Annotated in this window: 26 protein-coding genes; 23 read left to right on the plus strand and 3 right to left on the minus strand. The window is 49.6% G+C overall.

All coding sequences use genetic code 11. The features are described from left to right. The first annotated feature begins 10 nt into the window (after positions 1–10). The 22 genes from ACLU9Q_RS17700 (at position 11) to dtd (ending at position 20,266) form a co-directional block, all read left to right on the plus strand. The gene (locus tag ACLU9Q_RS17700) at positions 11–1,615 is read left to right on the plus strand and encodes an NAD(P)/FAD-dependent oxidoreductase (RefSeq protein WP_296834351.1); all 1,605 of its coding nucleotides are present in this window, start codon (positions 11–13) and stop codon (positions 1,613–1,615) included. Between the two features lie 312 nt (positions 1,616–1,927). After that, entirely contained in the window at positions 1,928–2,623 is a 696-nt protein-coding gene (radC, locus tag ACLU9Q_RS17705) for a RadC family protein (protein WP_296834261.1), read from the plus strand. 16 nt (positions 2,624–2,639) lie between these two features. Then, a complete protein-coding gene (locus ACLU9Q_RS17710; RefSeq protein ID WP_296834264.1) occupies positions 2,640–3,659 on the plus strand; it encodes a rod shape-determining protein in 1,020 nt (339 codons plus the stop codon). A 24-nt stretch (positions 3,660–3,683) separates the two neighbouring features. Continuing rightward, complete coding sequence (gene mreC / locus ACLU9Q_RS17715) at positions 3,684–4,529, plus strand: rod shape-determining protein MreC (RefSeq protein WP_296834267.1); 846 nt, start codon at positions 3,684–3,686, stop codon at positions 4,527–4,529. A gap of 12 nt (positions 4,530–4,541) precedes the next feature. Next, positions 4,542–5,063 carry a rod shape-determining protein MreD gene (gene mreD, locus ACLU9Q_RS17720; RefSeq protein ID WP_296834270.1) on the plus strand — a complete coding sequence of 174 codons (522 nt, stop codon included), beginning with the start codon at positions 4,542–4,544 and terminating at the stop codon, positions 5,061–5,063. Next, entirely contained in the window at positions 5,056–8,034 is a 2,979-nt protein-coding gene (locus tag ACLU9Q_RS17725; RefSeq protein WP_296834275.1) for a penicillin-binding transpeptidase domain-containing protein, read from the plus strand. Before mreD ends, ACLU9Q_RS17725 begins: the two co-directional genes overlap by 8 nt. Positions 8,035–8,055: 21 nt before the next feature. Beyond that, complete coding sequence (gene minC, locus ACLU9Q_RS17730; RefSeq protein WP_296834278.1) at positions 8,056–8,766, plus strand: septum site-determining protein MinC; 711 nt, start codon at positions 8,056–8,058, stop codon at positions 8,764–8,766. A gap of 76 nt (positions 8,767–8,842) precedes the next feature. Then, positions 8,843–9,634, plus strand: coding sequence for a septum site-determining protein MinD (minD, locus tag ACLU9Q_RS17735; protein WP_296834282.1), 792 nt, complete (start codon positions 8,843–8,845; stop codon positions 9,632–9,634). Between the two features lie 12 nt (positions 9,635–9,646). Beyond that, a complete protein-coding gene (locus ACLU9Q_RS17740) occupies positions 9,647–9,883 on the plus strand; it encodes a cell division topological specificity factor MinE (RefSeq protein WP_296834285.1) in 237 nt (78 codons plus the stop codon). After that, on the plus strand, positions 9,852–10,955 hold the full coding sequence (locus tag ACLU9Q_RS17745; protein WP_296834288.1) for an FtsW/RodA/SpoVE family cell cycle protein: 1,104 nt from the start codon (positions 9,852–9,854) through the stop codon (positions 10,953–10,955). Before ACLU9Q_RS17740 ends, ACLU9Q_RS17745 begins: the two co-directional genes overlap by 32 nt. Before the next feature lie 30 nt (positions 10,956–10,985). After that, complete coding sequence (gene mgsA, locus ACLU9Q_RS17750; protein ID WP_296834291.1) at positions 10,986–11,381, plus strand: methylglyoxal synthase; 396 nt, start codon at positions 10,986–10,988, stop codon at positions 11,379–11,381. Continuing rightward, the gene (locus ACLU9Q_RS17755; RefSeq protein WP_296834294.1) at positions 11,365–12,426 is read left to right on the plus strand and encodes a D-alanyl-D-alanine carboxypeptidase family protein; all 1,062 of its coding nucleotides are present in this window, start codon (positions 11,365–11,367) and stop codon (positions 12,424–12,426) included. The genes mgsA and ACLU9Q_RS17755 overlap by 17 nt, the downstream gene beginning before the upstream one ends. Before the next feature lie 62 nt (positions 12,427–12,488). After that, entirely contained in the window at positions 12,489–12,908 is a 420-nt protein-coding gene (locus ACLU9Q_RS17760) for a twitching motility protein PilT (protein WP_296834297.1), read from the plus strand. An 89-nt stretch (positions 12,909–12,997) separates the two neighbouring features. Next, positions 12,998–14,380: an HlyD family efflux transporter periplasmic adaptor subunit gene (locus ACLU9Q_RS17765; protein ID WP_296834300.1), complete on the plus strand. Its 1,383-nt coding sequence runs from the start codon at positions 12,998–13,000 to the stop codon at positions 14,378–14,380. 12 nt (positions 14,381–14,392) lie between these two features. Further along, positions 14,393–15,082 carry a YggS family pyridoxal phosphate-dependent enzyme gene (locus ACLU9Q_RS17770; protein ID WP_296834303.1) on the plus strand — a complete coding sequence of 230 codons (690 nt, stop codon included), beginning with the start codon at positions 14,393–14,395 and terminating at the stop codon, positions 15,080–15,082. Between the two features lie 36 nt (positions 15,083–15,118). Further along, on the plus strand, positions 15,119–15,712 hold the full coding sequence (locus ACLU9Q_RS17775) for a cell division protein SepF (protein ID WP_296834305.1): 594 nt from the start codon (positions 15,119–15,121) through the stop codon (positions 15,710–15,712). 3 nt (positions 15,713–15,715) lie between these two features. Beyond that, positions 15,716–16,501, plus strand: coding sequence for an RNA-binding protein (locus ACLU9Q_RS17780; protein WP_296834308.1), 786 nt, complete (start codon positions 15,716–15,718; stop codon positions 16,499–16,501). Between the two features lie 14 nt (positions 16,502–16,515). Beyond that, positions 16,516–17,640: a 3-dehydroquinate synthase gene (gene aroB, locus ACLU9Q_RS17785; RefSeq protein WP_296834310.1), complete on the plus strand. Its 1,125-nt coding sequence runs from the start codon at positions 16,516–16,518 to the stop codon at positions 17,638–17,640. Then, the gene (gene lspA, locus ACLU9Q_RS17790) at positions 17,640–18,143 is read left to right on the plus strand and encodes a signal peptidase II (RefSeq protein WP_296834313.1); all 504 of its coding nucleotides are present in this window, start codon (positions 17,640–17,642) and stop codon (positions 18,141–18,143) included. Before aroB ends, lspA begins: the two co-directional genes overlap by 1 nt. Next, a complete protein-coding gene (locus ACLU9Q_RS17795) occupies positions 18,122–19,042 on the plus strand; it encodes an RluA family pseudouridine synthase (RefSeq protein ID WP_296834316.1) in 921 nt (306 codons plus the stop codon). Before lspA ends, ACLU9Q_RS17795 begins: the two co-directional genes overlap by 22 nt. A 119-nt stretch (positions 19,043–19,161) precedes the next feature. Continuing rightward, positions 19,162–19,797: an AAA family ATPase gene (locus ACLU9Q_RS17800; RefSeq protein WP_296834319.1), complete on the plus strand. Its 636-nt coding sequence runs from the start codon at positions 19,162–19,164 to the stop codon at positions 19,795–19,797. A 31-nt stretch (positions 19,798–19,828) separates the two neighbouring features. Beyond that, the gene (gene dtd / locus ACLU9Q_RS17805) at positions 19,829–20,266 is read left to right on the plus strand and encodes a D-aminoacyl-tRNA deacylase (RefSeq protein WP_296834323.1); all 438 of its coding nucleotides are present in this window, start codon (positions 19,829–19,831) and stop codon (positions 20,264–20,266) included. Between the two features lie 102 nt (positions 20,267–20,368). Here dtd and ACLU9Q_RS17810 read toward each other — a convergent pair whose 3' ends face one another. The 3 genes from ACLU9Q_RS17810 to ACLU9Q_RS17820 form a co-directional block, all read right to left on the minus strand. Further along, positions 20,369–21,427, minus strand: coding sequence for a tyrosine-type recombinase/integrase (locus tag ACLU9Q_RS17810; RefSeq protein WP_296834326.1), 1,059 nt, complete (start codon positions 21,425–21,427; stop codon positions 20,369–20,371). Between the two features lie 217 nt (positions 21,428–21,644). Continuing rightward, on the minus strand, positions 21,645–23,135 hold the full coding sequence (locus ACLU9Q_RS17815; RefSeq protein ID WP_296834329.1) for an ATP-binding protein: 1,491 nt from the start codon (positions 23,133–23,135) through the stop codon (positions 21,645–21,647). Between the two features lie 341 nt (positions 23,136–23,476). Beyond that, positions 23,477–23,818 carry a LysM peptidoglycan-binding domain-containing protein gene (locus tag ACLU9Q_RS17820; protein WP_296834332.1) on the minus strand — a complete coding sequence of 114 codons (342 nt, stop codon included), beginning with the start codon at positions 23,816–23,818 and terminating at the stop codon, positions 23,477–23,479. Positions 23,819–24,222: 404 nt separating this feature from the next. Here ACLU9Q_RS17820 and ACLU9Q_RS17825 point away from each other — a divergent pair. Continuing rightward, positions 24,223–24,333: helix-turn-helix transcriptional regulator (locus ACLU9Q_RS17825; protein ID WP_412625700.1), on the plus strand; the 111-nt coding region annotated here is incomplete at its 3' end.

Raw genomic sequence — 24,333 nt, forward strand, 5'->3', positions numbered from 1 at the left:
AGGAACGTACATGAATAAAATTCGTATTTCACAGATAAAGCTCCCGGTGACTTACACGGAGCAGGATTTAAAGCAGGCGTCGGCAAAAGCGCTGCACATTTCTGCAGCGCAGATCAAGTCGCTTACCATCCGTAAGCGCTCTGTTGATGCCCGAAAAAAGCCGGATATCCGTTATATTTTTACCGTGGATGTTGAGACGGCAATGGATGCGCACGTCCTGTTGAAAAAACAGAAGAGCGCTGATATTTCCCTTGCGGAGGATATTGTCTACCAGTATCCGGTGCCGGGAAGCGAGCCGCTGCCAGATCGTCCGGTAATCGCGGGCTGCGGACCTGCCGGGCTTTTCTGCGGACTTCTGCTGGCGCGCTGCGGCTACCGCCCGCTTATTTTAGAGCGTGGCGAGGACGTGGATACCCGCACCAAAACAGTAGAAAATTTCTGGAAAACCGGAGCGTTAAAAGAAAATTCGAACGTCCAGTTCGGCGAGGGCGGAGCCGGAACCTTCTCGGACGGCAAGCTGAACACACTTGTAAAGGATCATGCCGGCAGAAACCGTTTTGTCCTGGAAACCTTTGTGAAGGCGGGCGCCGATGCGGACATCCTCTATGTAAATAAACCGCATATCGGAACCGACGTCCTGCGCACAGTTGTGAAAAATATCCGGCAGGAGATCGAATCACTTGGCGGCGAGGTGCGCTTTGGTCAGCAGATCACCGATTTTTCTGTAAAAAGCGGCCGGCTCACAGGCATCACGGTAAACGGCAGGGAAACGCTGGACTGCAGCGTGTGCGTCCTCGCGATCGGGCACAGCGCCCGCGACACCTTTGCATTGCTGGAAAAAAAGCAGATTCCCATGCAGGCAAAGGCGTTTGCGGTCGGACTGCGCATCGAGCACCCGCAGGAGATGATTGATTTCTCCCAATATGGCTTGCGGTTTGGCGCCGGGCAGCTTCCGGCCGCCGACTACAAGCTCACCGGTAAGCTGAAAAACGGCAGAGGTGTGTATTCCTTCTGCATGTGTCCCGGCGGATACGTTGTCAATGCCTCCTCAGAAAAAGAATCGCTTGCCGTCAACGGCATGAGCTACCGCGCGCGTGACAGCCGAAACGCGAACAGCGCGGTCGTCGTCACCGTCACACCGGATGATTACCCGGAGAAGGGCGTGCTCGGCGGCGTACAGTTTCAGAGAAATCTGGAGCGCTTTGCATACCGTGCAGGCGAGGGGAACGTGCCGGTGCAGCTTTTTGCAGACTTTCAGAAGCGGCAGAAGAGCAGCAGTCTCGGCGAGGTGGAGCCTGCCATTAAGGGAAAATGGCAGCTTGCCGACCTGCGCGCAGGACTTCCGGCTTTCCTTGCGGACTCCCTGGAGGAGGGCGTGCTGCTGTTCGATCATAAGATCAGGGGCTTTGCGCGCGGCGATGCCCTGTTTTCCGGAGTGGAGAGCAGAACCTCCTCACCGGTGCGGATATTGCGCGGCGACAACTTCACCTCCCCCTGCGCCGAAGGGCTTTATCCCTGCGGGGAGGGCGCCGGATACGCCGGAGGCATCACCTCGGCGGCGGTGGACGGCATGAAATGCGCGGAGGCGATCGTACGAAAATATTGTCGGCTGTAGCATGGTGCTCCCCTCATAGCCTAGCCGGGGAATTCTTCAGCCATGCAGACCACAGCCCGCCTTTTTCAAAGGCGTCGCTGCTGCGCAGCTTACGGCTGTGGTTGCTGGCTATACGCCATATGTCAAATCACAGAAACGTCTGCTTACATGCAAGCATGAGACAGCCATTTCTGTGATTTGCCGCATGGCTGAAGAGTTGGTCACAAATTTTTAAGGAATTGACGTATATACTTTTTTTTAAAAATGTGCTATCATGTGGTATGATTATAAGGCATAATTTGTTTTCCTGCCGGGAAAGAGTCTTTATATGCTATGAATCATACCACAATGAAACAGATACCGGACGACGAACGTCCATACGAAAAATGTCTGAAATCGGGCGCTTCCTCGCTTACAGACGCAGAATTGCTTGCAGTGATCCTGCGCACGGGAGCACAGGGGACGACCAGCGTGGAGCTTGCCAGGGAAATTCTGAACTGCTCCAAAACGCAGCCCGGGCTTCTCGGTCTTTATCATCTTTCCCCTGCCAGTCTTCGCAGCATCAAGGGCGTCGGCAAAGTAAAGGCGGTGCAGATCCAGTGTATCACCGAGCTGTCACGCCGCATTGCAAAAACAGCCGCCGCGGAGGGAAACACCTTCAACAGCGCGCAGGCAATTGCCGGGTATTACATGGAGGATTTTCGCCATCTCGCGCAGGAGCAGGTTTTTCTTTTAAACTTTGACACCAAGGGAGAGCTGCTCAGTGAAAAAATGATATCCATGGGCACCGTCAGTCAGGCGTGCGTCTCGCCGCGTGAAATTTTTCTGGAGGCGCTTGCATGCCGTGCAGTTTATGTGATCCTGCTGCACAACCATCCGAGCGGCGATCCGCAGCCAAGCCCGGAGGACAGACTTCTTACCATGCGGCTATGTGAGACGGGAAAGCTTCTGGGGATCCCGCTGATGGATCATATTATTCTCGGAGACAGATGTTATTTCAGTTTCCGTGAAGAGGGGATAATTAAATAGTTTACGAGGGATGAATATGTTATTTCACAATGCACTTGGGATTGATCTTGGTACAGACACCATCAAGATCTGCGACCGGAAAAAACGCATTACGGTTTGTGAAAAAAATATGATCGCGGTCCGGGGCGGCAGGGTACTTGCCATCGGGGATGCCGCATACGATATGTACGAAAAGACTCCGGCGGACGTTCAGGCGGAATGCCCGATGGTTCACGGAGTGATCGCCCAGCAGAAAAATGCCGAGGTGGTATTGTCCCGCCTCATCCGGCGCAGCCATCGTTTTCTGTCCGGGCGACCTGCCATTTATATCGCCGTTCCGCGGGATATTTCGGCAGTGGAGAAGCGCGCATATTATAATGTACTTACCGGCACTGTCCGGGCCGGGAAAATTTATCTGGTAGACAAGGGCATTGCCGACACCATCGGCGTCGGCGTTTCCATAGAATCCCCGCGGGCGAGTATGCTCGTCAACATTGGCGCCGGAACGACAGAGATTTCCGTCGCGGCAGGCGGAAAAATCCTGCTCAGCAAAACGCTCCCGATCGGCGGACATACGCTGGATGAAGATATCTCTACCATGGTGCGGCGAATGTATCACCTGAACATCGGCATGAAAACGGCGGCGGTTCTGAAAAACCGGCTTTCCTATATGATCGACGGCCCGGCGGATTCCCTCACGGTATTCGGGATCAGCACCATTTCCGGAGTTCCTGTCAGCGCAGAAATCACATCCATGGCAGTCAGCCGTGCCATTGCCGGTACAATAAAAACAATCACCGATGAGCTTCGCGGAATCATAGACCGGCTCCCGCCGCAGTTTCATCACGACATTCTGGAAGCGGGGCTCTGTCTTACGGGCGGTACCTCATTGATTCCAAATCTGTCCGACTATATGCGTCATGAGCTTAATATCCCGATTTCCATGGTGCGTGAACCGGGGCTTACCACCCTGCACGGCATACAGACGATCATGAACCATCCGGAGCTTTCAGAGTGTACGTTTTCACTGAAGGATCTGACCGGAACGACGATATAAAATACTTACAACACAGAGGTAGCTATGAAGAACCATCACATAAAGAGTAAAACGCTGCTGTTTATTCTTTCGATTGTCAGCGGCATCATCATTATACTGAGCTTTGTGCTTGACTTTTCGGTTAATCCGCTCAACTACGCGGCAGGATACGTACTGACGCCGCTGCAGTCCGGCGTCAATCAGGTGGGCGGCTGGCTTTCCGACAGGATGGATTATTTTGAGGATAATCTGAACCTGGCGGCGGAAAACGAGAAACTGCAGGCACAGGTGGACGAGCTTACCGTGGAAAACACGCAGCTTTTGCAGGACCGCGAGGAGCTGAACAGTCTGCGTGACCTCTACGCCCTCGACCACAAGTACGAGAGCTATGAAAAGGTCGGCGCCCGCGTGATCTCCAGAGAGAATGCCGGGAACTGGTTCAGTATGTTCACGATCGACAAAGGTGCGAACGACGGGATTGCGGTCGATATGAACGTTATCGCAGGAGCCGGGCTTGCCGGCATCATCACGGAGGTCGGTCCGAATTACGCAAGGGTGCGCGCGATCATCGACGATTACAGCAATGTGAGCGCGGAGATCTCCGAGACACACGACACCTGTATCATCGCAGGCGACCTCTCGCTGATTGATGAAGGCCGGGTAAATCTCGTAAAGCTGAACGACCCGGATTCCAAGGCGAAGGTCGGGGATACGGTCGTGACGTCCAACATCAGCGACAAGTTCCTTCCGGGCATTCTGATCGGTTATATCAGCGAGATCCATACCGACTCCAATAATCTGACGCGCTCCGGCTATATCTCACCGGTCGTCGATTTTAAGTCGATCAAGGAAGTGCTCGTCATCAAGAATTTAAAGCAGACCGCAGAATAGGAGGGCAGTGCAATGAGAACAAAGCTGATTCTGTTTGCCACCATGCTGGTCTGCCTGCTGCTGCAGTGCTCGCTGCTCCCGGCGATCTCCATCGCCTCCATCACGCCGAATCTGATGATCGTTTTTACGGTTTCCTTCGGTCTGATGCGCGGGAAGCGCTCCGGGCTGCTCCTGGGCTTTGTGTGCGGACTTCTTACCGATCTTATGCTGCCGGATCTGTTTGTCGGGCTGCGCGCCTTCGTCTATATGTTTATCGGATATTTCAGCGGTTACTGCTATCATATTTTTTATGACGAGGACATCAAGATGCCCGTGCTTTTAACTGCGGCAGGCGATTTTGTGTATGGCTGTCTCTTTTACATTACAAAATTTCTCCTGCGCGGCAGGATAGACCTGTTTTACTACATCCGGCGCATTATCCTGCCGGAAATGATTTATACGATCCTTCTTACGATTATTTGCTACCGCATTTTCCTGCTGCTGAACCAGAAACTAGAAAAAATGGACAAAAGGAGTGTAGGCAGTTTTGTTTAAACGTTTTCGAAAAAGAGTTGCAACATTATTAAATTCCAGATTGCTGATTCTCAGTGTCCTGTTTGTGGTGCTCGCATGTGTGCTGGTGCGCAGGCTGTTTGACCTGCAGATCGTCAACGGCGAGACCTACCAGGAGAGCTTCACCACGCAGATCCGCAAGGAAACGACGATTCCGAGCACGCGCGGCTGTATCTATGACAGTGACGGCAAGCTGATCGCATACAATAAGCTTGCGTATGAGGTGACGTTCCAGGACGTCGGCAGCTACGAGGGCAGGAATTACCGCGATCCTGATACGAATACCGAGGAATACCTGTATGCGAGCGACGTGCGCAATCTGACGATCAACGGTTATCTCTACCAGATCATGCAGATTTTATACGCAAACGGCGACGATGTCTATACCGGTGATTTTGCCGTTGAGCTTGACGATGCGGGAGAATATTCCTTTACAAAGAGCGGCTACAACCTGTTGCGCTTTAAGGCGGACGCTTACGGAAAGCCGTACACCACCATGCCGGAGGATGAGGAGGTCGATTCCACGCTGGTGCTGACGTCTGAGGAGGCTGCAGTGACGGCGGATGAGCTGATCGCGCAGCTTGGCGGCAAAGACATGTACGGCGTCACCACGCTGGCGGATTACCCGGCGGAGCTGCTGGCGGAATACGGGCTTGTGCAGAACATTTCCAAAGAGGACCAGTTGAAAATGATCGCGATGCGCAGTGCGATCAACCAGAACAGCTACCAGAAATATGTCTCCACCACGATTGCGCGCGACATTTCCGAACAGTCGATGTCCAGTCTGATGGAGAGCAAGGGCTATTATGTCGGTGTGGATGTGATTGAAAGCTCTATCCGTGTGTACAACAACAGTCCGTATTATTCCAATATCATCGGCTATACCGGACAGATTTCCGCGGAGGAGATCGAGTCCCTCAACGAGGAGCTTGGCAGGGAGGTATACGATATCAATGATATTGTCGGGAAGGTTGGCCTGGAGGCGTATTTTGAGACGCAGCTTCAGGGCACCGACGGCAAGCAGGTGGTTTATGTAAACAACCTCGGAAAGGTGCTGCAGGAAGATTCTGCTGTAGAGCCGCAGGCGGGAAATGATCTGTATCTCACGATCAAATCCGATTACCAGGAGGCGGCGTATCATCTGCTGGAGCAGTATATTGCCGGTATCATTTATGATAAAACATTGGATCTAAAAGAATTTGATAACGAGTCGGTCAGCACGGATGATATTGTTATTCCGGTATACGACCTGTACTATGCGCTTTTTGAAAATAATATACTGAGCGTCTCCCATATGGAATCCGGCGAGGCGACGGAGCTGGAGCAGCAGGTTTACCAGATGCTCCAAAAACGGGAAGAAGAGATTTTCGACGATCTGCTCGCCGAGCTTCTCTCTGATTCGCCGCGCCCGTACAGCGAACTGGATACGCCGATGCAGGTCTACATGTCCTACCTTGTGGATACAACGCTGCCGGAGCTTGGCATCTTAAAAACAGATTCGATCGACAAAACGGACGACACCTATATCGCCTGGACAAACGACGAGAGCATCAGCTTAAAGGAATATCTGACTTATGCGATCTCAAAGGACTGGCTGGACGTTTCCGGCATCATGGAGGAGAGCGAATTCTGGGATTCGGACGAGATTTTTACAAACCTCTGCGCTTATCTGGAGGAATATATCGCCGACGACCGTGCCTTCAGCAGAACCGTCTACCGCTACATGGTGGAGGATGACACGTTAAGCCCGCAGACGCTCTGTCGTCTGCTGTTTGACCAGGGCGTTCTGGAGATGGACGAGGCGGCATACAGCGGTCTGCAGGACGGCAGCGTTTCAGCCTATGATTTCATCCGCGAGAAGGTGTATTATCTGGAAATCCCGCCTTCCAAATTTGCGGTGGCGCCGTGCTCCGGCTCGCTTGTGGTGGTGGATCCGAACAACGGCAATGCGCTGGCGGTCGTTACCTATCCGGGCTACGATAACAACCGGCTTGCAAACGATATGGATGAGGAATATTTTGAGGAGCTGGTATCTGACGCCTCCAGCCCGTTCTATAACAAAGCAACACAGGAATTGACAGCGCCCGGTTCTACCTTTAAAATGGTAACAAGCGTTGCAGGTGTCATGGAGGGCGTGATCGGCGTGGATGAGGCGGTTAACTGTACCGGTAAATTTGAGGATGTCGACCCGCCGATCAACTGCTGGATCTATCCGGGGTATCATGGAGCGCTGACGCTCTCGACGGCGCTGCAGGAATCCTGCAACTATTACTTCAACACCATCGGTCTGCGCCTGGGCGACGTGGGCGATGCAGACGGGAATAAGGACGACGCCACCGGTATCGCAAAGCTCACAAAGTATGCCGAAATGTTCGGCCTCGGCGATGAGACCGGCATTGAGATGGATGAGAGCACTCCGCAGATCTCTGATAACGCGATGGCTCCCTCCGCAATGGGACAGGGACGCCACGCCTATGCGACCATACAGCTTGCAAGATACGTGGCAACGATCGCCAACGGCGGCACCTGCTACGATCTGACGCTGCTGGATAAGATTACCGATTCCGAGGGGCGCACTGTTCTGGAACAAAATCCGACAATTCACGGTTATGTGGAAGCAGACGATTATCTCTGGAACGCGATCAAGACCGGCATGAATCAGATGGTAAAAAATAATACGTATATCCAGGATGTTGGTATTGAAATGGCAGGAAAGACCGGTACCGCCGAGGAAACGGGCGTACCGAGCCACGCGCTGTTCGTCGGCTATGCGCCGTTTGACGAGCCGCAGATCGCGATCGCCTGCCGTATCACAAACGGTTATTCGTCCGGTCTGGCTGCGCTGCTTTCAAAAGATATGATACAGTACATCTTCAATCTTAAAGATAAAGATGAACTGATTACCGGTCACGCCTCCTACAACGGCGCGATCAGCGGCGCAAGAACTGACTAAGCAAAAAAGAGTGGTGTAGCGATGAAAAATAGTCCGGTAATAATCAAAAGCAATAAATATGGACTGGTTGTGCGTCTGGATGCCGATCTCCCGTTTGCCGAGCTTACGGAGGCGGTCGCCGCAAAATTTAAAGAGGCAGATAACTTTTTTAAAGACGCCAGGATGGCGGTGACATTCCAGGGGCGTGTGCTGACGAAGAACCAGGAGGATCGTCTGGTAAACGCGATCGTCATGAATTCCCACATCCATGTGATCTGCATCGTGGATGAGCGGCCGGAGGAAGCACAGTATTATGAGCATGCAATCCGGCTTGCCGGTGAAGCGGAGGCGCGGGAAGGACAGTTTTACCGCGGAAACCTGCGCGGCGGGCAGACGATAGAATCGGAGACAAGCATTGTTATTCTCGGCGATGTCAATCCCGGCGCATCAGTGGTGTCAAAGGGAAACGTCGTTGTGCTCGGCTCCTGCCGGGGCAGCGTTTATGCCGGAGCCTCCGGCAATCGCGATTGCTTTGTCGCCGCTCTTGTGATGAAGCCGGTCCAGATAAGGATCGCCGACAAAATGGCGCGCAGCGCTATTACAAAGCGCTCCGACAGCGCGGAATACGCGCTTGACCCCAAAATAGCTTACATAAAGGATAATCATATTTTTGTAAAGAACCTTGTGCGCAGCACGCTGGAGGATATGCTCGGCGCCGCCGCGCAGGAGGAGGACGCGCCAAAAGACGGCTGATACGTCCGTCTGCGTACAGTAAAACATAGGATAAGCAGGGAAATGCCCGGATTATGCTGTGTGGAGGAAGAAAAAAATGAGTGAAGTAATTGTAGTGACATCCGGTAAGGGAGGCGTCGGAAAAACGACAGCCACCGCCAATATCGGTACCGGACTGGCAAAGCTTGGCAAAAAGACGGTTCTGGTGGACACGGATATCGGACTTCGGAATCTGGATGTGGTGATGGGACTGGAAAACCGGATCGTATACAATCTGGTGGACGTCGTCGAGGGAAACTGCCGCTTAAAGCAGGCGCTGATCCGCGACAAGCATTATCAGAACCTGTTTCTGCTTCCGGCGGCGCAGACGCGCGACAAATCCGCCGTCACGCCGGAGCAGATGGAAAAGCTGACGGACGACCTGCGGCAGCAGTTTGACTATATCCTGCTGGATTGTCCGGCGGGAATCGAGCAGGGATTCCGAAATGCCGTAGCGGGTGCAGACCGCGCGATCGTCGTGACGACGCCGGAGGTTTCCGCGATCCGCGACGCAGACCGCATCATCGGCCTTTTAGAGGCGGGCGGCATGAAGCAGATCGACCTGCTGATCAACCGGCTTCGCCCGGATCTTATCAGCCGCGGCGATATGATGTCGGTGGAGGATGTCTCCGAAATTCTTGCGATGCCGCTGATCGGCGCAGTACCGGACGACACAAACATCGTGGTGTCCACGAATCAGGGGGAGCCGCTTGCCGGCACCGACACGCCCTCGGGACAGGCATTTTTCAATGTGGCGAGACGGATTTTGGGAGAACCGGTGGAAATTCCCGATTTTTCCAAAGGAAGCTCCTTCTTCCAGAAAATGAAAGACTTTTTCCGGAAGGGTTAGGAGGGTGTTTCCATGCGTACAAACAGGACTTCTTGTACCATTGCCAGAGACCGGCTTGAGCATATGCTGCTTTCCGAAAAGCTGCAGGTAAGCCCGGAGGTACTGACGCAGATGAAACGGGAGCTGCGCGCCGTCATACGAAGGTATATAAGTGCGGAGCACACCCGCCTGAATGTACAGATACAACTGATAAACGAGACAAAGCAAGGGGCAGAACATGTTAAAACAATACAAATTAAGGGATTATAAATTCAGATTAGTGCTTTGGACAACACTGCTCTCCATCATCGGCATCCTGGTCATCGGCAGCGCCGACAAGTCGCTGCAGGACCGGCAGATTGTCGGTCTGATCGGCGGACTGGTCATCATGGTGGTCGTATCGCTGATCGACTACGTCTGGCTGCTGCGGTTCTATTGGATTTTCTACGCGATCGGTCTTGGACTGCTGGCGGCGGTCCTTGTCGTCGGCTCCTCCGGCGGCGGCGCTACCCGCTGGCTGAACATCGCCGGCATTACAATGCAGCCGGCCGACCTTATGAAAATCTTTCTGATCATGTTTTACGCGCAGTTTTTTTCAAAGCACCAGGACGATCTGAGCAGCTTTAAAGTAATCATTTTTTCTGTAATTATTGTGGCGATACCGGCTGTCATGATCCAGCAGCAGCCAAACCTTTCCACTTGTCTCTTGACACTGGTTTTATTCTGTGTTATTTATTTTGTTGCGGGATTAAGTTATAAGGTCATTGCCGGAATCCTGGTGCTCATGGCTCCGGTGGCGGCGATCCTTGTCGGGATCGTCCTTCAGCCCGGACAGTCGCTGGTTCTGGAGTATCAGCTCATTCGTGTGCTTGCCTGGCTTTACCCGGATCAATATCCGGATGAAGCACGTCAGCAGCTCACCTCCATTATGGCGATCGGCTCCGGCCAGCTCTATGGAAAAGGCCTGGAGACGACGGCGGTGGAATCCGTCAAAAACGGGGATTTCCTTGCCGAGGCGCAGACAGACTTTATCTTTGCCGTTGTCGGGGAGGAGCTTGGCTTCCTCGGCTGCTGTGTTGTTATTTTATTAGAGATTCTGATCGTTCTGGAATGTATCTGGATCGGACGCAATGCGCGAGAATTTTCAGGTACGATACTTTGCTGCGGCATGGGGGCGCTGATCGGCATACAGAGCATCATGAATATTTGTGTTGCAACCGGTCTTATGCCGAACACGGGGCTGCCGCTGCCGTTTGTCAGCTACGGTCTGACCTCGCTGATGACACTTTTTATCGGTATCGGGCTGGTGCTGAATGTGGGGTTGCAGGTAAAAAAATATTGATGTGTTGCAAAAAGAAGGAGGCGGTTTTATATGAACATCGGATTAATTGCACATGATTCAAAAAAAGGACTGATGCAGAATTTCTGCATTGCATACCGGGGGATCCTCGGGAAAAATACGCTGTACGCGACCAATACCACCGGTCGTCTCGTTGAGGACGTCACCGGGCTGAACATCACAAAGTATCTTGCCGGACATCTCGGCGGTGTCCAGCAGATGGCGGCGCAGATCGAGCAGAATCAGATGGATATGGTGATTTTCCTGCGCGATCCGCTGCGCCCGAAGTCGCATGAGCCGGACATTAAGAATGTGGTCCGTCTCTGTGACACGTACAATGTTCCGCTTGCGACAAATCTTGCGACTGCGGAGATGCTCATCAAGTCCCTGGACAGAGGGGAGCTGGAGTGGCGTGAGATGTACCGATAATTCCCGGCGGGGAAGCCAAAAGGCGCTTCAGAGAGCGCGGAGAGCGCAGCGCCGCAATTCCATATTGCTGCTGATACTTGGCATCGCTATTGTTATTCTTATCGGCATTCTCGTGTTTTGGATCTTTTTCCGTTCGCACGAGATCACTATTGTCAATCCATATCAGATCACGGATAATATATTTGGTGTCCGCACCGAATCAGCCGCAGAGAATCGCGCGGTTCCGTTTACCGACGGTCTTTGTGTCACGGCGTCCGACGTTTCCTTCGACGGGATCAGCCTGGAATATGCCGAGGCCGGCGCGATGATGGATCTGTCGGCGGGCAATGTGCTGTTTGCCAAGAATGTTCATGAGCGTCTGTATCCTGCCAGTCTGACGAAGATCATGACGGCGCTTGTGGCGCTCAAATACGGCAATCTGGACGATGTGATCACCATTGATGAGATAGCGCTTGATATCGATCCGGAATCCTCGGTGTGCTATCTGGAGTATGGCGACCAGTACACCCTGCGGCAGCTTCTTTACGGTCTTCTGATCGCCTCCGGAAATGATGCCGGAAACGCGATCGCCTACCATGTGGGCGGCAGCATTGAAAATTTTGTTGCGATGATGAATGCGGAGGCAGCCGAGATCGGCGCGACCAACACACACTTTATGAACGCCCACGGCCTGCAGGATGAAAATCATTACACGACGCCGTATGATATCTATCTGATGTTCCAGGAAGCGCTCAAATATGACGTATTCCAGGATGCGATCAGCAAGCAGAATTATACCGTCACCTATACCGCGGGGGACGGGGAGCAGTATGAGCGTACCTGGTACGCGACAAGCTATTATTTTACCGGCGAGGCGTCGGCGCCGGACGGCGTGACGGTGTTTGGCGGCAAGACCGGTACAACGGATGAGGCGGGCGCCTGCCTGTCGCTTCTCTCAAAGGACGCCTATGGCAACTCCTATTTCAGCGTCATTATGAAATCGGACACCAAGGACGACCTTTATGAAGAAATGAATGAGTTGTTGTCAATTATCAACAAAAAGTAGTTGTAATTTATGAAACCGTGCATTATAATTGTACATATACGAAACTTAAGGAGGAGATTACAATGATACAGATCATAGCGGGGAATAAAGGAAAGGGCAAAACCAAACATTTACTTGAAAAAGTAAATACGGAAATCAAATCTGTACACGGTAATATCGTTTATTTGGACAAGAGCTCACAGCATATGTACGAGCTGAATAACAGAGTCCGTCTGATTGATACATCAGAATTTATGCTGACAAGTCCGGATGCATTTCTGGGATTTGTCTGCGGGATCATTTCGCAGGATCACGATCTGGAGCAGGTTTATCTGGACAGCTTCCTGAAGATCGCAAGTCTGGAGGACGCGGACGTTGCCCCCATGCTTGACAGTCTGGAAGCGCTTGGAGAAAAATATCAGATTACTTTCATCATCAGTATTTCTCAGGATGCACATGAACTTCCGGAAAACATGCAGAGCAAGGTGATCGTTTCTCTTTAATTCATTTTTACATAACAGGATTTATGCCGGATGAATCTTTTTGTCCGGCATTTTGAATTTATGGGAAAAGTCCACGATAAGGAGTATCTATGGCAATAAAACGAAACCGTGAACAGAAAAAAGTGGTAAAGCTTCATCAGCATTCCATACTGAATATCGGTACGATCACCTTCGGCATTGTTTTCGTATATCTTCTGATCTACCTGATCATGTATCTCACAAACGATCAGATTATCGCCTATGAGGTCACGGCAGGTTCTCTCTCCGGCAATTACCGCTATACGGCGATCGCGCTCAAAAGCGAGCAGCTTGTCACCTGCAGTGAGGCGGGACCGATCCACTATTATGTCCGCGAGGGAAGCAAGGTCGGTATGGGAAGCGGCGTTTATTCCATCGGAACCATGGATCTGGCCGCCGCCACAACGGGAGAGGATCTTACCGAGCTGGACGACAGCAGCTATTCCAGCCTGCGGAGCATCGCCTCCAATTTTGCCGGCAATTATTCATCCATCTCGTATTCAGATGTATACAATTTCAAGGCGGACGCCCAGACAGCGATGATCGAGCTGCTTTCGAGAAAGGTACTCGATTCCACGGAGCAGGGCATCAGCGCCGGGCTGAATCTGATACCCTCGGAGAAGGACGGGATCGTAGTTTATTCCACTGACGGCATGGAAGATCTGACAGTCGATGATATTACGCTTGATATGTTCAGCAGGAAGAATTATACAAGAGAAAATCTGCGTATGAACGAGACGGTGAAGGCTGGCGATGTGGTTTATAAGCTGATCACCAGCGAGGAATGGTCACTTGTCATTCCGCTTGACAAAAAGACGGCGATGGAGCTGGCTGACTCAAATATGGTCCGGTTCCGTTTTATGGAGGACGGTTCAGCATTCAACGCTGACTTCAGCATTATCCAAAATGACGGCGACTATTTCGGCAAACTGGATATCAGTAATTCCGTAATCCGCTTCGCCGGGGACCGTTTTGTGGAAATAGAGCTTTTGCTAAACCGCCAGAGCGGCTTAAAGATCCCGAACACAGCGATTGCCGAGAAGGTGTTTTATCGGATCCCGAAGGAATACGTGACGGAAAATGAGCAGACAGAGAACGAGATCACGCTCCGCAAGGAGACGTACGATACGGACGGTTCGGCAGTCGTACGCATCATCACCGCCACAGTTTACGATAAAACTGACAACGATTATTATGTAGATACCTCGCTGTTTGAGGAGGGGGACTATGTGCTGATGAAGGATTCTTCGAAGCGCTATCAGATTTCCGATACCCAGACACTGACAGGAGTTTACAATATTAATAAGGGCTATCCGATTTTCCGTGAGATTACAATTCTCGACGAAAATCAGGAATACTGCATTGTGGAAAGCAACAGCGCATACGGGCTTGCACAGTACGATCAGATCGCACTGGATGCTTCCACAGTGAAGGACGACACATTTGAAGAATAGGAGCAGATTAGCATGATAACGGAAAATTACAGATATGTGCGCGGCAGAATCGACGAAGCGTGCCGCCGCGCGGGCAGAAATCCGCAGGACGTCACACTGATCGCCGTGAGCAAGACAAAACCGGTATCCATGATCGAGGAGCTGCTGCCGGAGGGCGTTCTGGATTTCGGGGAAAATAAACCGCAGGAACTAAAAGAAAAATATGAGTTGCTGCCGAAAAACCTTCGTTTCCATATGATCGGTCATCTGCAGCGCAACAAGGTAAAATATATCATAGAGCGCGCCTGTATGATTCACTCCGTCGATTCTCTGCGCCTGGCGGAGACTATTCAGGAGGAAGCCGCAAAGCATGACCGGATCATGCCGGTGCTTGTGGAAATAAACATCGCGCAGGAGGAATCAAAATTTGGTCTGACCGCCGGTGAGACGGCGAATTTTGTGCGTGAGATTGCAAAATTCCCGAATCTTTGTGTAAAAGGTCTTATGACAATTGCCCCCTTTGTGGAAAATCCCGAAGACAACCGGGTTCATTTCCGAAATTTATACAATTTATTTATTGACATTAAGGCGGGAAACATTGATAATGTAGATATGTGCATTCTCAGCATGGGTATGACAAATGATTATGAGGTTGCCGTTGAAGAGGGCGCGACACATGTACGTGTGGGCACCGGAATATTCGGTGTGCGCAATTACCAATGACACGCTTTTGAATATAAATTTGGGAGAGGACATAGTATGAGCATTTTAGACAAGTTTTTAAATGCAATGAAACTGAACGACGACGATTACGATGACGACGATTTTCTGGATAGTGAAGAGGACGAATACGAAGAGCCGCGTCCGAAAAAAAGTCTTTTCCGTAAATCCGGCAGGGAAGAGCCGCTGGACGATTTCGATGATGATGACGACGAACCGGTTATGCGCAAATTTACCAAATCGACTGCAAAAACAGTCAACACTGCGCAGCCAAAGACGAAGCCTTCCGTATCCTCCGGGACATCAAAAGTTTCTCCGATCCGCACCAGGAAGAGTTCAAACGATATGTCTGTCTGCGTTGTGAAGCCGAAGAGTATGGAGGATGCAAGAGAGATCACGGAAACGTTGCTCGCGAACTGTACAGTGGTTCTGAACATAGAAGGGATCGATCTCGACCTTGCGCAGCGCATCATCGATTTTACATCCGGTTCCTGTTATGCGATCAGCGGAAATCTGCAGAAGGTCAGCAACTGTATCTTTATTGTTACTCCGGCGGCGGTAGATGTATCGGGCGATCTGCAGGACATTTTGAACGGTGCTTTTGATATACCGTCCATGAATTATACTTATTAAGCTATGAACCATGAGGAAGAATTATTTCAGAAGCGGCTGCTGGAGCTTGCAAAAAAGGCAGACAGCAGAAATATCGTCACATATACCGATTTTCTGAATTTAAACGAATTGAATATCTATCATCAGAGCGCCAGATTCCTCTCCTTTGTAAAATGTGTGGGATTTGGCGGCTATGAGCAGGCGGAGCGTCAGATATTAGCTTTTATTCCTGATGCTCTTTATTGCTGTATGGCGGATTTTGAGGAGGCGAAAGGTGCTGTTTCCTATCCGATCGCCTGTCTGCGCGTCACGCTGCAGAATAAGAAATTCTCTGAAAAGCTTACGCACCGTGATTTTCTCGGCGCGGTCTTAAACACCGGCATCGAGAGGAGCACTATCGGGGATATTCTTATTGACGACCGGACGGCGTGGATCTTCTGCCTGGAGCGGATGGCGGATTTTCTTTCAGGAGCCCTCACACGCGTTCGGAACACTCCGGTCGATGTCCGGCAGGTTCCGCTCGAAAAAATCGAATATGAGCCAAAATACGAGCTTCTGCAGGGTTCTGTCGCCTCGGTGCGGCTGGACAGCCTGCTTGCGCTCGCCTTTGGAGCATCAAGGAGCAGCCTTGTCGGTCTGATCGAGGGCGGGAAGGTGTTCGTCAACGGCAGACTCGTTACCTCAAACGGCTGTAAGCTAAAAGAAAATGACGTGATCTCCGCGCGCGGTCTCGGACGCTTCCGCTATCTGGGCGTCCGCTCCAGCACGAAGAAGGGGCGTCTGATCGCAGAAATCCAAAAATATATCTAAGGGAGAATACCTTTATGGCACAGGAAAAAGAACAGAAAAACGCATTGACGGTAAAGACGGACCGCGCAGGCGGCTACACCATCTATTTCGAACACGATTTCGGGCGTCTCGCTGAGGTGCTGGAGAGCGACTGCGGCATTTCCGGGCGCAAGCTATGCATTGTCACGGATACGACTGTCGAAGGACTTTATCTGCAGGAAGTGATAAAAGCGCTTGAAGGAAAGTGCCGCGCGCTGACGCAGTTTGTTTTCCCGGCGGGAGAGCAGAGCAAAACGCTGGACACCGTGCGCAGCCTCTACGAAAAGCTGATCCTGGAGCATTTTGAGCGCCGGGATATGCTGATCGCCCTCGGCGGCGGCGTTGTCGGCGATCTGACCGGCTTTGCGGCGGCTACCTATCTGCGCGGCATCGCCTTTGCACAGGTACCGACCACGCTGCTCGCACAGGTAGACAGCAGCATCGGCGGCAAGACCGGCGTCGATTTCGACAGCTACAAAAATATGGTGGGTGCGTTCCATCAGCCGTCGCTCGTCTATATGAACGCACATACGCTTTCCACGCTCCCGGAGGAGCAGTTTGCATGCGGCATGGGCGAGGTCTTAAAGCATGGACTGATCCGCAGCGCAGCTTACTATACCTGGCTGATCGAACACATCAGTGAGATTGCAGAGCGCGACGCGGATACGCTGCAGGAGATGGTGATGGAGAGCTGCAGGATCAAGCGGGCCGTTGTAGAAAAGGACCCGACCGAAAAAGGAGAGCGCGCGCTCTTAAATTTCGGCCACACCATCGGTCACGCGATTGAAAAGGTGAAATCTCCAGATCTGCTCCATGGACAGTGCGTGGCGCTCGGATGTGTTGCCGCCGCCTACATTTCCTTTAAGCGCGGTTTGCTCTCTACCGAGGAATTTTATGAGATCCGCGATATGAACGTCGGCTTTGACCTGCTGTTTTCCGTGGAGGATATTGACCCGCAGGAGATCCTTACCATCACAAAATCTGATAAAAAAATGGATCAGGGCAGCGTAAAATTTGTTCTTTTAAAGAAAATCGGGAAAGCTTTTATTGATACTACCGTGACCGACGAGGAGATCCTGGAAGCTGTGAACTTTATTCTGTATACGGAGACAAACGACTGATGGGAAAATTGGGGGATGAAAAAAAATCACAGGTTTCTGCGGCTTTTGTTCTGTTTCTTGTGCTGCTTGCCACAGATCAGCTTACCAAATACCTTGCTGTCCGGTATCTGAAGGGGGCGGCAGATATTGTTCTGATCCCCGGCGTCTTTCAGCTTTCTTATCTGGAAAACACCGGCATGGCATGGGGAATGCTCGACGGTATGCGCTGGCTGTTCCTGCTTTTCACATTGCTGATCGCCGGCGCAGTGGCGTTTCTCTGGCACAAAATACCGTTTGAGCCGAAATATCGTGCCTTCCGGGTACTGAGCGCAGTGTTCCTTGCCGGTGCGTTCGGGAACGCGATCGACCGGCTTTTCCGCGGCTATGTGGTTGATTTTTTCTATTTCAGCCTTATCAATTTTCCGGTGTTTAACGTGGCGGACTGCTATGTCACCGTATCTCTTGTGTTATTATTGATTATTTACCGAAATGAGGATTTTTCATGGATGAACAGCAAATCCTGACTGTGGAACCGGATGCTGCCTCTGTGCGGATCGATAAATATCTTTCCGACAGGCTGTCCGGCTCCCGTTCTTTTCTGCAGAAATTATTAAAAGAAGAGCGCGTATCCGTAGACGGTGTTCCGGTAAAAGCAAGCTATAAGGTTGCCGCCGGGGATGTCGTCTGCGTGAATATTCCTGCACAGACGGAACCGGACATTCTGGCGGAGAATATCCCGCTTGATATTCTCTATGAGGATGATGATCTGCTGATCGTCAACAAGCCGAAGGGGATGGTCGTCCATCCGGGCGCCGGGCATTACAGCCAGACGCTTGTAAACGCGCTGATGTATCACTGCCGCGACCAGCTCTCCGGCATCAACGGTGTGCTGCGTCCCGGCATCGTCCACCGCATAGATCAGAACACGACCGGCTCTCTGATCGTCTGCAAAAACGATCTCGCACACAATGCGATCGCCGCACAGCTTAAAGAGCACTCCATCACCCGTCGATACCGTGCAATCGTGCACGGCAATCTGACAGGGGACGGCATCGTAAATGCACCGATCGGACGCCATCCGACGGAGCGCAAGAAAATGGCGGTGAATGAGAAAAACGGTAAGCCTGCCGTCACACATTACTATGTGCTGGAACAATTCGGGAAGTTTACTTATATTGAATGCGTGCTGGAAACCGGCAGGACGCACCAGATCCGCGTCCACATGAGCAGCATTCACCATCCTATCCTGGGTGATGACGTGTACGGACCGGCGAAATGCCCGGTTCCCGGTCTGCAGGGACAGACTTTGCACGCACAGGTAATCGGCTTCGTTCACCCGCGCACCGGTGAGTATATGGAGTTTTCTGCGCCGCTGCCGCCATATTTTGAGGAGCTTCTTGTAAAATTGCGCGCCGGAATGTAATTTTTCATAAAACTTGTGTACATTTTCTATATTTAGTTGTATAATATAGCCAAGTACTAGTTTTGGGGGTTACGCGGCGGCGCGAAAGTGTCTGCTCGTGTAAAGAAAGGAGGATTTTTATGGCATGTAAATCAGTTATCACAATCGGAAGACAATATGGAAGCGGCGGAAGAGAGATCGGGCAGAAGCTCGCCGGGCGCCTTGGTATAAAATGTTACGACAATGAGCTTCTGGATCGTGCTGCAAAGGAGAGCGGCATCTGCCAGGAATTATTTGAAAATCACGACGAGAAACCGACAAACAGCTTTTTGTATTCTCTTGTTATGGACACCTATTCCATGGGTTACGCGTCAGCCGCACTTTCAGGGATGCCGATCAACCACAAGGTATTTCTTGCACAGTTCAATGCGATCAAGAAAATTGCAGACGAGGGTCCCTGCGTGATGGTTGGACGCTGCGCAGACTATGCACTGGACGATTATCCGAACCGCATTTCCGTATTTATCTATGGCAGCATGGATAAACGTATCCGCAGAATTGCAGATAAATACAATTTTACCGACGCGAAGGCGAAAGACGTCATCACAAAAACCGATAAACAGCGCGCAAGCTATTATAATTATTATACAAATAAACGCTGGGGCGATATCGCAAGCTACGACCTCTGCATCAACAGCAGTATTCTTGGCATTGACGGTACGGTAGAGATTCTGCGCCAGTTTATTGAAGAGCGCGAAGCGCTTAACGCAAAGTAGGAACATATCTGTAAAAAAGGACATGAAATAAATGAAATTTGTAATTCAACGTGTAACGGAATGCTCCGTGACCGTCGACGGACAGGTGATCGGCGCGATCCGGAAGGGCTTTCTGGTGCTGATCGGTGCCGGAAGAGAGGATACCCGCGAGAATGCCGACGCCCTGATCAAAAAAATGATCGGGCTTCGCATTTTTGAGGATGAAAACGGAAAAACAAATCTTTCCCTAAAGGATGTGGATGGAAGCCTTCTGCTGGTATCTCAGTTTACCCTCTATGCAAACTGCAAAAAGGGCAACCGACCAAGCTTTATCGAGGCAGGAGAGCCAAAGATGGCCGAAGAGTTGTATGATTATATCGTAGCGGAATGCCGCAGGCAAGTGCCGATCGTAGAAACCGGCTCCTTTGGAGCCGATATGAAGGTGGCGCTGGTAAATGACGGACCGTTTACGATTATTCTGGAAAATTAGTCTGCAAATTGCGGCGGAACCGTACGATCGCATGAGATTCATATCTCCAGGTATCCGGTTCCGCTGTCAAATAGCTTATAAGTTTACATAATGTAATTACGTCTACAATTCCCGCAGATGCACAGCAGAAGCAGCGCTTCGCCTGCGGGCGTCATCCATCGCCGCATAATGCTTTTTCGTGGTATTTACATCCTTGTGTCCGAGGACATCCGCTACCAGGTAGATATCGTTTGTTTCCTGATACAGACTGGTGCCATAGGTACTGCGAAGCTTATGCGGCGTAATTTTTTTTGTAGTGGTGATTTCCCGCGCATATTTTTTTACGAGATTTTCAACTGCCTGCACGCCGATCCGTTTCCGCTGCGTGGAGAGAAACAACGCATTTTCATTGCCTGCAACCGGCGTGATACCAAGACGTTCCTCCAGATAATCCCGCAGAGCCTTTTCAACTTCATCACCGAAATAGACAACCATTTCATTGCCGCCTTTGCGGACAACCTTGATACCGTTATTTTTAAAGTCGACATCGCCGATATCCAGGCCGACGCACTCAGACACACGGATGCCGGTTCCGAGAAGCAGGGTGACCAGAGCGAGATCCCGCAGCTTTGTTTTTTCCCAGTAAGCTTTTTTCTGACCGGACAGTGAATCGCCTGCATGTTCGATATAGTCAAGAAGTGAAGCCGTTTCGTCCGAATCCAGGCGCACAATCGCTTTATCATGGATTTTCGGCATATCCACGAGCACCGTCGGGTTCGTCTTTATCATTTCACGCTTAAAAAAGTATGCGTAAAATCCGCGCAGAGCCACCATTTTTCGCTTTAACGCACGTTCCCCGTTCGTTTTCAGACCGTCCTCAGACTGATAAACCTTTAAATACTCCAGATATTCCTCGATATCGACCGGTTTGATCTTATCGAGAATATCCAGCGAAATATCCGTCATTTCCTTACCGCGCAAAGCCGGATTTTCCTCCAGCAAAAACTGAAAGAATACACGGATATCATATGCATAGGAAATTCTGGTACGTGTGGATGTGGTCGGCTCAATAGCGCGAAAATAATCCCTGGCAAAGTCCGGCATCGTTTTTAAAATTTCTCGCATACGCAAGGTATTGTCTACTTTAACCTGTTCATGATACGTAAGCTGGTTTTTGTCCATATTATATATGGTTCCTTTCAAAAAAAGTGTTTTGTGATAAATGATTGAAATTTTCGTATAAATCTATTGGAAAAACTATGGTTTGTCGTATAGATCTATCCATATCTATAAAATACCACATCCACACTCCGGTTGTCAATCCCAATCCACCAATCCATTTCATTCAACCGCCGTCAAAACGGATTGGGATTGACAAATTTTTGTATACGTATTTTCTTTACACAACTGCCTCAATTAAAACTTTATCCCCAAGAAAAATTTCTCTGACGCCAATTTCTTTTTTCTTATTAAAATTAAAGCTAAGCATATATCCCTTCTTCAAATGAAAATAATCCAGGTAATCTGATAACTGTTTCTCACCTCGTTCATTATAAGCATTGCCGCGCCAGACCTTCATTTCTATAATATGTTGTTCTCCATGATAATAAATAACCACGTCCATACGTTCCCTGTTTCTTGTTTCAGGTTCTATGCTATAATTTCCGATACCATTAATAATGGGCTTTAAAAATAACAAAAAATAGCGTCTTCCGACATCCTCCAGAAAAGTTTCATCCCTGTCGCCATACAGATAATCAAATGTCTCTATAAATTTTTCCAATATTTTACGTACATTCAAATGACCGCCACTAATAAAATAATTTCTTTCCTGAACACCAGCATCATAGATTTTATTTCCGACAAACTCTTCTGAAATAAAGAAATTATAAAGTACCGTTTCAAATATACGATTAGAAATAACTACCGTATCATTTACATTTCTGATAAAACCGAACATAGCTGCTGTTTCAATATAACTGTTTGTTGATATATATGGAATAGACTTTCCATTAAATAACAGTTCATAAAGCACGGTTTTAAGCTCCGGATAAGAATACAGTTTATCTATCAGAGACTGATATAACGGATTATTTTCCTTTACAAGCATTTTCTCCGCTTCAAAAAAACCTTTTTCTGTCCAGGCGTCATTTTTATCTGGAAACTCTTTGCTCCCGGCAATACGTTCATCTAAAAATTTACACAGCCTGGATACCAGGTATGGGTACCCGGATGTATATTCGTACAACAACTCCGCTATCTTCTGCACATCCATCCCGGTATGATAGTCTGTCTCGTATTCCATCAGCATCCCTGAAATATCTTCTGCAGAAAAGCTCATGCTTACAAGAAAATCTGCCGCTATGTTCCAGGGACTATTTGTTTTATGATCATCCTCCGCTCGTATCTTTCTTTTAATATTTCGGACATCATAAACGCCTGCCAGAATTACAGACTGAAAAGTCGGCGTCACATCACTGTCCAGATAAGCTGCACGAAGCTGCGCCAGGAAATCAAGAAATACCTGATTATTTGTTGCCGTATCTACCTCATCTATAATCAGAACAATTCGTTTGTCAGACCTTTTACACCAGAGACGTAAAATTCGGAATAATGCCTGCAGCGAGTTTATTCTTGCAGAGCCATCCGTAAAAGCTTTTAATTCTTCTGATATCTCTTCCGGAAGCTGCACTGCCGCTTCCAGCAGCTCTTCCGCAAAAGCTGCTACAAAAGTTTGTTCATTTTCAAAAGAAAGGGAACTCATTCTCTGAAAATCAAGGCTAATTACATCATATTCTTTTTTCAGATGATGAGCCAGTGCCCGCAACGTGGTAGTTTTTCCATATTGTCTTGCCCGATTAATCGTAAAATATGCTCCATCATCAACCATACGACTGATCTCGTCAAGTCTCGATCCAAGATTGACCATATAGTGTCTGTCCGAACGGCATGCTCCATTTACATTAAAAACTTTCGCCACTCTCGTCTGCTCTCTCCTTTCCAAAGCTTCAGTTATCGCTTCTCTTCATAGCTTTAGTTTGCCATATCCTGCATCCAATTGCAAGCGATTCCCAAAAGTATTTTCCCGTCGCAGTCGTCATGGTCGTTATTTCACTCCGTTCGCAGTAACCTTCGCAAATCCATTTAAAATTCGCTTTGCGAATGGGATTTGCTTATACTTGAGGCTGGCGTGAACAATAACTACTGTCTGCACCAGCCTGGAACCCTCGCCTACTTTTTCACATCCGAGTAATACGGAATCGTCAGAACTTGCCCGTATTGCAAAGTTGCCCCCAGATGGTTAATTTCCTTTATCTCACGGATATATTCGTTGATACTCCGGTATTCTTCCGTAATATGCTCTGCAGCGATGTCCCACAGCGTATCGCCGTTCTCCACGCGAACCTCTGTATAATATTTATAAGTCTGTGGTCTTTCCGCCTGTGCACCAAAATTGTGAAACAGGATGGACACGGAAAGTGAAAGAACCACCATCGCACAAATGGATGCTATTCTTCTGTTTCTCTGAATCCGGCGTTTCTGAAGTATTCTCTCTTTTCTTGTTCTGCTCATAAGTATCTCCCTCACCTTTCCCCTTTGAAAAAATCAGAACCTGTGTTCGATAGCTTGATTATATAATCAGAACAGGTGTTTGTCAATATGTTTTTCGAACAAATTTTCGATATTTTAGATATAGGAAATACTGGCAAAGTATGATAGAATTCTGAATCCCTGCCCGCCCTTTATCCGCTGTGAGGAGGTCTCTGAAGAAGCAATTGAATCTGATTTTTTTGTCGGATATGAATTTAAGAAATATCTGTTGAAGGTTCAACAAGCAATTATTATTTATTGTTTAACACGGTAAATTTTCAAAAGCAGAAAAGAAATGACAATAAATGTTAAATTGCGTTGCTTGCGGCAACGGTCAGTTCAGCCTACAATAGAAGTAACAATCAAAAGAAAGGAGGCTATCCCCGATGCTCAGCGAAAACATTAAAGCTATCAGAAAATCAAAGGGGCTTTCACAGCAGGAACTTGCCGTCAGACTGAATGTCGTGCGTCAGACAGTTTCCAAGTGGGAACAGGGA

It is taken from the genome of Marvinbryantia sp. (assembly GCF_047017445.1).
GTDB lineage: Bacteria > Bacillota > Clostridia > Lachnospirales > Lachnospiraceae > Marvinbryantia.